Below are 6,652 nucleotides of genomic sequence, written 5' to 3'. Positions count from 1 at the left end.
GCGCCCGCACCAGGCACTCCCCGAACGCCTGCGCCGCCCTCGACGGCGCCGGCGACCTGCGCACCAGCCCCACGAACCGGCATTCATACCGCAGCAGCTCCGGCCGCACGGCCTGCATCCGCCCGCGCCGCTCGAAGGCCTCGGCATAGTGGTCGGGCAAGAACCCCAGGTACCGCCCCGACAGGATGAGCGTGGCGATCGATTCCTGGTCGAAGCCCGTGGCCGCGCGGGCGAAGCGGGCGCGGTGGCTCAACTCCATGTTGGGCGAGTGGTAGCCCAGGCCGGCGAAGGGATAGGCCCGCACGGCATCCCAGTCCAGGCCCGTGTGGTCGGCGCCGAAGAGCGGGTGGCCCGCGCCGCAGTAGAGCAGCATGGTCTCGCCGAACAGGTCGGTGTAGACCAGGCTCTGTGAACTGCGGTGTGCGGGGATGATGCCGACCTGGTAGCTGCCGTCGATCACGCCGCGTTCGATGGCGTTGATCGGGCCCACGTGCAGCTGCAGTTCCACCTCGGGCGCCTGCCGGCCGAAGGCGGCGATGGCCTCGCCGATGCGCGCTGCCGGGTTGGTGGCGGTCTTGTCGAATACCGCCACGGCCAGTTGCCCGCCCATGCGCGCATGGATGTCGTCGATGCCGTCGCGGAAGCTGCGCACCGAAGCCAGCAGGCGCAGCGTTTCCTCATAGACGCGCTGGCCCTCGGGCGTGAGCGCGAAGCCCGCCCGGCCGCGGCGGCAGAGCGTGAGGCCCAGGCGCGTCTCCAGGTCCTTCATGTGGCGGCTGACGGTGCTGGTGCCGATGTTGAGCTCCAGCTCGGCCGCGGCCATGCCGCCGCATTCCACCACGCTCTTGAACACCTGCAGCAGGCGCAGGTCCATGTCGCTGAGCTGCCCGAGCACGGCGCGCTCGCGGGTGGCGGGCACGGGGCCCGGCAGGGGGGAGGGCAAGGCTGGTGTGGTGGGTGCAGCAGGGGTCGTCATGGCGGGCACGGAAACTTGCATGAACTGGCAAGTGAACATGGATATTTGCTCATTCAAGAAATTATCCATCCCCGGAAGAATCGATACACGAATGCAGGCGCCGCAGGCTACGGGAACGCTGCCACCGTGGCCTGCCTGCGTGTTTCTTCCGCCACCCTTTTCCAAAGGACCGACCATGGGCTTTTCCGTCATCGAACCCGCGCCCGGCGCGGACGCCGCCGCCCCCCGCATGGATGCCGCCTGGCTCGAAGCGCACTGGATGCCCTTCACGGGCAACCGCAACTTCAAGGCCCGCCCCCGCATGATCGTGGGCGCCCAGGGGGCCTATTACACGGACGCCGAAGGCCGCAAGATATTCGACGGTCTCTCGGGCCTGTGGTGCTCCGGCCTGGGGCATGGCCGCAAGGAAGTGGCCGAGGCCATCGGCCGCGCCGCCGCCACGCTGGACTATTCGCCGGCGTTCCAGTTCGGCCACCCCGGCTCGTTTGCGCTGGCCAACAAGCTCAAGGAACTGACGCCCGCAGGGCTGGACTACGTGTTCTTCACCGGCTCGGGCTCCGAATCCGCCGACACGTCGCTCAAGATGGCGCGCGCCTACTGGCGCGCCAAGGGCCAGGCGAGCAAGACGCGCCTGATCGGCCGCGAGAAGGGCTACCACGGCGTGAACTTCGGCGGCATCTCGGTGGGCGGCATCGTGGGCAACCGCAAGACCTTCGGCCAGGCCGTGGAAGCCGACCACATTCCCCACACCCAGCCGCCCGCGGGCACCTTCCAGCGCGGCATGGCCGAGGACGGCGGCCGTGCGCTGGCCGACAGGCTGCTGGACGTGATCGCCCTGCACGATGCCTCCAACATCGCCGCGGTGATCGTGGAGCCGTTCTCGGGCTCGGCCGGCGTGGTGATCCCGCCGAAGGGCTACCTGGAGCGCATCCGCGAGATCTGCACGCAGAACAACATCCTGCTGATCTTCGACGAGGTCATCACGGGCTTCGGCCGCTGCGGCGCGTGGACGGGGGCCGAGGCCTTTGGCGTGACGCCCGACATCCTGAACTTCGCCAAGCAGGTGACCAACGGCGCGCAGCCGCTGGGCGGCGTGATGGCCACCAAGGAAATCTACGACACCTTCATCGCGCAGGGCGGGCCCGAGTACATGCTCGAATTCCCGCACGGCTACACCTACTCGGCCCACCCGGTCGCGTGCGCAGCGGGCAATGCGGTGCTCGACATCCTGCAGAAGGAAGATATGCCGGCCCGCGTAAAGGCGCTGGCGCCGTATTTCGAGAACGCGGTGCATGGCCTCAAGGGCGCGAAGCACGTGGCGGACATCCGCAACTACGGCCTGGCCGCAGGCATCACCATCGCGGCCCTGCCTGGGGAGCCCGCGAAGCGCCCCTACGAGATCGCCATGAAGTGCTGGGACAAGGGCTTCTATGTGCGCTACGGCGGCGACACCATCCAGCTCGCGCCGCCCTTCATCAGCACCGAGGCGGAAATCGACCGCCTGGTCAGCGCCCTGGGCGACGCCCTGCACGAAGTGGCCTGACGCCCATGCACATCACCATCCTGACCTTCGATGCCTTCAACGACCTGGATTCGCTGGTCGCGTTCGGCATGCTCAACCGCATCGCGCTGCGGGGGGATGCCGATTGGCACGTACGCATCGCCAGCCCCGCGCAGCGGGTCACGTCCATGAACGGGCTGACGATCGATGCCCACGAAGGCCTGGGTGCGCTGGCCGGGGCCGACGCGGTGCTGGTGGGCAGCGGCATGAAGACGCGCGACATTGCCGCCGACCCGGCCATCATGGAGCAGCTGCGCGTGCTGGACCCTTCCCGCCAGTTGCTGGCCGCGCAGTGCTCTGGCACCTTCCTGCTCGGCCGCCTGGGGCTGCTCGGCGGCGTGCCGGCCTGCACCGACCTCACCAGCCGGCCCTGGGTGGAAGCCTCGGGCGTGCAGGTGGTGCAGCAGCCGTTCGTGGCACGCGGCAACGTCGCCACGGCGGGCGGCTGCCTCGCCTCGCAGTACCTGGTGGCCTGGCTGCTGTGCCGCCTGAAGGGCATGGACGCCGCGCGCGAGGTGCTGCACTACTTCGCCCCCGTGGGCGAGAAAGAAGAGTACGTGGAGCGTGCCCTCGGCCACGTGACCCCCCATCTGGAACCCCAGGCCGCCACGGCCTGACGCCGCTTTTTCCTTCGACAAGAACGCCATGCAACACGACAAATCCGTGACCTCCACCGTCGGCCACCTGATCGACGGCCAGATCGTCGCCGACACCGCCCGCACCCAGCCGGTGTTCAACCCGGCCACCGGCCAGTCCACCACCAGCGTGGCGCTGGCCGACCAGGCGACCGTCGAGGCGGCCATCGCCTCGGCCGAGAAAGCCTTCCCCGCCTGGCGCAACACGCCGCCACTCAAGCGCGCGCGCGTGATGTCCAGGCTGAAGGTGCTGCTCGAAGAGAACGCCGACAGAATCGCCGCCCTCATCACCGCCGAACACGGCAAGGTGCTCGCCGATGCGCACGGCGAGTTGCAGCGCGGCATCGAGAACGTGGAATACGCCAGCTACGCGCCCGAGCTGCTCAAGGGCGAGCACAGCCGCAACGTGGGCCCGAACATCGATTCGTGGTCCGAGTTCCAGGCGCTGGGTGTCACCGCCGGCATCACGCCGTTCAACTTCCCGGCCATGGTGCCGCTGTGGATGTGGCCCATGGCCGTGGCCTGCGGCAACACCTTCGTGCTCAAGCCCTCCGAGCGCGATCCGAGCAGTGCCCTGCTCATCGCCCAGCTGGCGCTGGAAGCGGGGCTGCCGCCCGGCGTGCTGAACGTGGTCAACGGCGACAAGACGGCAGTGGATACGCTGCTGCGCGACCCGCGCGTGAAGGCCGTGAGCTTCGTCGGCTCCACACCGATCGCCGAATACATCTACGCGGAAGGCTGCAAACACGGCAAGCGCGTGCAGGCCCTGGGCGGCGCGAAGAACCACGCCGTGCTGATGCCCGATGCCGACATCGGCAACGCCGTGAGCGCTCTGATGGGTGCCGCCTACGGCAGCTGCGGCGAGCGCTGCATGGCCATCCCGCTGGTGGTGGCCGTGGGCGACGAGACGGCCGATGCCGTGATCGCCGGCCTGAAGGCCGAGATCGCGAAGATGAAGGTCGGCCCCGGCACCGACAACGGCAATGACATGGGCCCGCTGGTGACGAAGCAGCACTTCGAGAAGGTGAAGGCCTACGTGGACAGCGGCGTCGCCGAAGGCGCGACGCTGGTCGTGGACGGCCGCACCGTGAAGGTGGCAGGCCACGAGGAAGGCTACTTCCTGGGCGCCTGCCTGTTCGACCACGTGAAACCCGGCATGAAGATCTACCAGGAAGAGATCTTCGGCCCCGTGCTCGGCGTGGTGCGCGTGAAGACCCTGCAGGAAGCGATGCAGCTCATCGACGCCCACGAGTACGGCAACGGCACCTGCATCTTCACGCGCGACGGCGAAGCGGCCCGCTACTTCACCGACCACATCCAGGTTGGCATGGTGGGCGTGAACGTGCCCCTGCCCGTGCCGGTGGCCTACCACTCGTTCGGCGGCTGGAAGCGCAGCCTGTTCGGCGACCTGCACGCCTACGGCCCGGACGCCGTGCGCTTCTACACCAAGCGCAAGACCATCACCCAGCGCTGGCCCTCGGCCGGCGTGCGCGAAGGCGCGGTGTTCAGCTTCCCCAGCAGCCGCTGAAAGCACGGCGGCCCGTGGCGCATGATGTCGCCACGGGCCGCCATGAACGGGATGGAAATCAGCGCGGGAGCACGGTCACCGCATTGCGGGCCTGGTCGGTGCTGAACATCACGCGCAGGTTCTGCGCCGGCACGCCGCGCGCCACCAGTTCCTTGCGCACGGCCAGCGCGCGGGCCAGGGCGATCTGGCGCGCGTTCTTGGTGACCTTGCGGTCGGCATAGCCCTTGATCTCCCAGCGCTGGCCAGCGGCGGCCTTGTCCGCGGTCAGGGCATCGAGCAGCTCCGCGGTATTGGCAGGCAGTTCGGTCTCCAGGCCGGAGAACTCCGCGACCGTGCCGTCCTCCGGAATGCGCACCGGGGCGGGCGCGGGCGCCGGAGCGGGAGCCGGCTCGGGTGCGGGGGCAGCGGCCGGCGGCGGGGCCTCGGCGGGGGCGCCGGGCGCCTGGCCGGACGCACCGGCGGCGCATCCGCCGAGCACGGCGGCACAGCAGAGAAGGCTCAAGAGGGCACTGTAGGAACGCATGGAACGCATCGTTTCACCTGTTTTCATGGCTGGATGGGAAAGGGGCACGGCACACCGGCGCCAGGTACTTCCTCCCGGAGTGCCCGGCGCCACGGGATGCTGTGGCAGGCGGATTGTCACTCCATTGCGGGGCAATGGGGCCACCGGCCCGCCCGGAAAGGCCCGGAAGGCTGCGGGAAGACAACACTGCAGCTTTCCGGAAAACTGCCGATAAGGGAAGGATCCACTGTCGAGCCATCCTTCCACGCGTCCTCCACTGCGGCCTGCCGGGAAGCCGTACCGCCGCCGATGCCTTCTTCTCCGAACCCGCCAGCGCCCTCGTCCGCACGCACCGTCCACTGGCTGGTGCGGATGAACCACCGCAACCGCACATTCTTCTACGCGCTGCTGTTCCTGGCGCTGGGGTCGCATTTCCTGCACATCGGTGCAGGCCGGGCCGCCTGGGCCGTGTTGGCCGTGCAGTTCCTCGCCTACCCGCAACTCGCCTACTGGACGGCCCGCCACTCGCCGCACCAGGCGACGGCCGAGTTGCACAACATGCTGGTGGACAATGTCTTCGGCGGACTCTGGGCGGGCCTGCTGGGCCTTCCGGTCTGGATCACCTTCACGCTGTTCATCGGCAACTGCATCAACGTCGTCGCGTTCCACGGCTATCCCGGCCTGCTGCGGCTCCTGGCCGCCATGGGCGTCGGGCTCCTCGGCGGGCTCGCCCTGTACGGGGACCGGCCCCTGCACCCCGATATCGACACGGCCACGTCGCTGCTGTGCATCCTGGCGCTCACGCTGTTCCTGACCGTGTTCGCCCACACCAGCTACCGGAGGGCGGTGGAGCAGCAGCAGAGCAACGCCCGGCTGCGCACCCAGTTCGAGGAAATCCGGGCGCTGCAGGACCAGTTGCAGGAGCAGGCCATGCGCGACCCGCTCACCGGCCTGTACAACCGGCGCCACCTGGACGCCACCCTCGCGGCCCGGATCGCGCAGTGCGGTGCCCGGGGCCTGCCGCTGTCGCTGCTGATGATCGACATCGACCACTTCAAGCGCGTCAACGACACCCACGGCCACGCCGCGGGCGACGCCATGCTGCAGGCCCTGGCGCAGCTGCTGCAGCGCCACGTGCGCGTGCAGGACATGGCCTGCCGGCACGGCGGCGAGGAATTCGTGCTGCTGCTGCCGGAGACACCGCTGGCCGTCGCCCGGGAGCGGGCCGAGGCGCTGCGCGAGGCCTTCGAGGCCCTGCAGGTGCGCCACGGCCCCGACGCGCTGTCCACCACCCTGTCATGCGGTGTCTCGGCTTTCCCGCAGCACGCGGACGAGCCCCATGCACTCCTGGCCCGCGCGGACGAAGCGCTGTATTCCGCCAAAGTGCAGGGACGCAACCGCGTGGCCGTGCACGGCATGGCCGGCGGGAGGTCTGAGCCCGCCTGAGGGG

General features: G+C 69.2%; 6 protein-coding genes (1 of these 6 running past the window's edge). 4 read left to right on the top strand and 2 right to left on the bottom strand.

Annotation, left to right across the window (positions count from 1 at the left end; genetic code table 11):
- Nucleotides 1–874, bottom strand: partial view of a LysR family transcriptional regulator gene (locus T336_RS0117605; protein ID WP_051647299.1) — the 5' portion only. The gene continues 50 nt to the left of window position 1, outside the view; only the first 874 of its 924 coding nucleotides appear in the window; its start codon is at nt 872–874; its stop codon lies beyond the left edge, outside the window.
- 277 nt (nt 875–1,151) lie between these two features.
- Between T336_RS0117605 and aptA the strand changes: the two genes are divergently transcribed.
- From aptA to T336_RS0117590, 3 genes are read left to right on the top strand one after another with little or no spacing between them, the layout of a single operon-like run.
- Nucleotides 1,152–2,519: an omega-aminotransferase AptA gene (gene aptA / locus T336_RS0117600; RefSeq protein ID WP_026433542.1), complete on the top strand. Its 1,368-nt coding sequence runs from the start codon at nt 1,152–1,154 to the stop codon at nt 2,517–2,519.
- Between the two features lie 5 nt (nt 2,520–2,524).
- On the top strand, nt 2,525–3,154 hold the full coding sequence (locus T336_RS0117595) for a DJ-1/PfpI family protein (protein WP_026433541.1): 630 nt from the start codon (nt 2,525–2,527) through the stop codon (nt 3,152–3,154).
- 28 nt (nt 3,155–3,182) lie between these two features.
- Nucleotides 3,183–4,700 (top strand): CoA-acylating methylmalonate-semialdehyde dehydrogenase, encoded by a 1,518-nt coding sequence (locus T336_RS0117590; RefSeq protein WP_019703927.1) that lies wholly within the window; start codon nt 3,183–3,185, stop codon nt 4,698–4,700.
- A gap of 58 nt (nt 4,701–4,758) precedes the next feature.
- On the opposite strand, the gene T336_RS0117585 is transcribed toward T336_RS0117590, so the two are convergent.
- Complete coding sequence (locus tag T336_RS0117585) at nt 4,759–5,223, bottom strand: OmpA family protein (RefSeq protein WP_244883979.1); 465 nt, start codon at nt 5,221–5,223, stop codon at nt 4,759–4,761.
- A 288-nt stretch (nt 5,224–5,511) separates the two neighbouring features.
- Here T336_RS0117585 and T336_RS0117580 point away from each other — a divergent pair, with 288 nt between their 5' ends.
- Nucleotides 5,512–6,648 (top strand): sensor domain-containing diguanylate cyclase, encoded by a 1,137-nt coding sequence (locus T336_RS0117580; RefSeq protein WP_051647297.1) that lies wholly within the window; start codon nt 5,512–5,514, stop codon nt 6,646–6,648.
- Nucleotides 6,649–6,652: the final 4 nt, after the last annotated feature.

Source organism: Paracidovorax oryzae ATCC 19882 (genome assembly GCF_000687165.1).
Lineage (GTDB): Bacteria > Pseudomonadota > Gammaproteobacteria > Burkholderiales > Burkholderiaceae_C > Paracidovorax > Paracidovorax oryzae.
Note: the sequence above shows the minus strand (reverse complement) of the source record. Positions and strands in the feature narration are given on the sequence as shown.

Bases quoted from the DNA above. Each gene is read 5' to 3' on its own strand.
- T336_RS0117590 (WP_019703927.1), top strand. From the start codon at position 3,183: ATGCAACACGACAAATCCGTGACCTCCACCGTCGGCCACCTGATCGAC.
- T336_RS0117585 (WP_244883979.1), bottom strand. From the start codon at position 5,223: ATGCGTTCCTACAGTGCCCTCTTGAGCCTTCTCTGCTGTGCCGCCGTG.
- aptA (WP_026433542.1), top strand. From the start codon at position 1,152: ATGGGCTTTTCCGTCATCGAACCCGCGCCCGGCGCGGACGCCGCCGCC.
- T336_RS0117580 (WP_051647297.1), top strand. From the start codon at position 5,512: ATGCCTTCTTCTCCGAACCCGCCAGCGCCCTCGTCCGCACGCACCGTC.
- T336_RS0117595 (WP_026433541.1), top strand. From the start codon at position 2,525: ATGCACATCACCATCCTGACCTTCGATGCCTTCAACGACCTGGATTCG.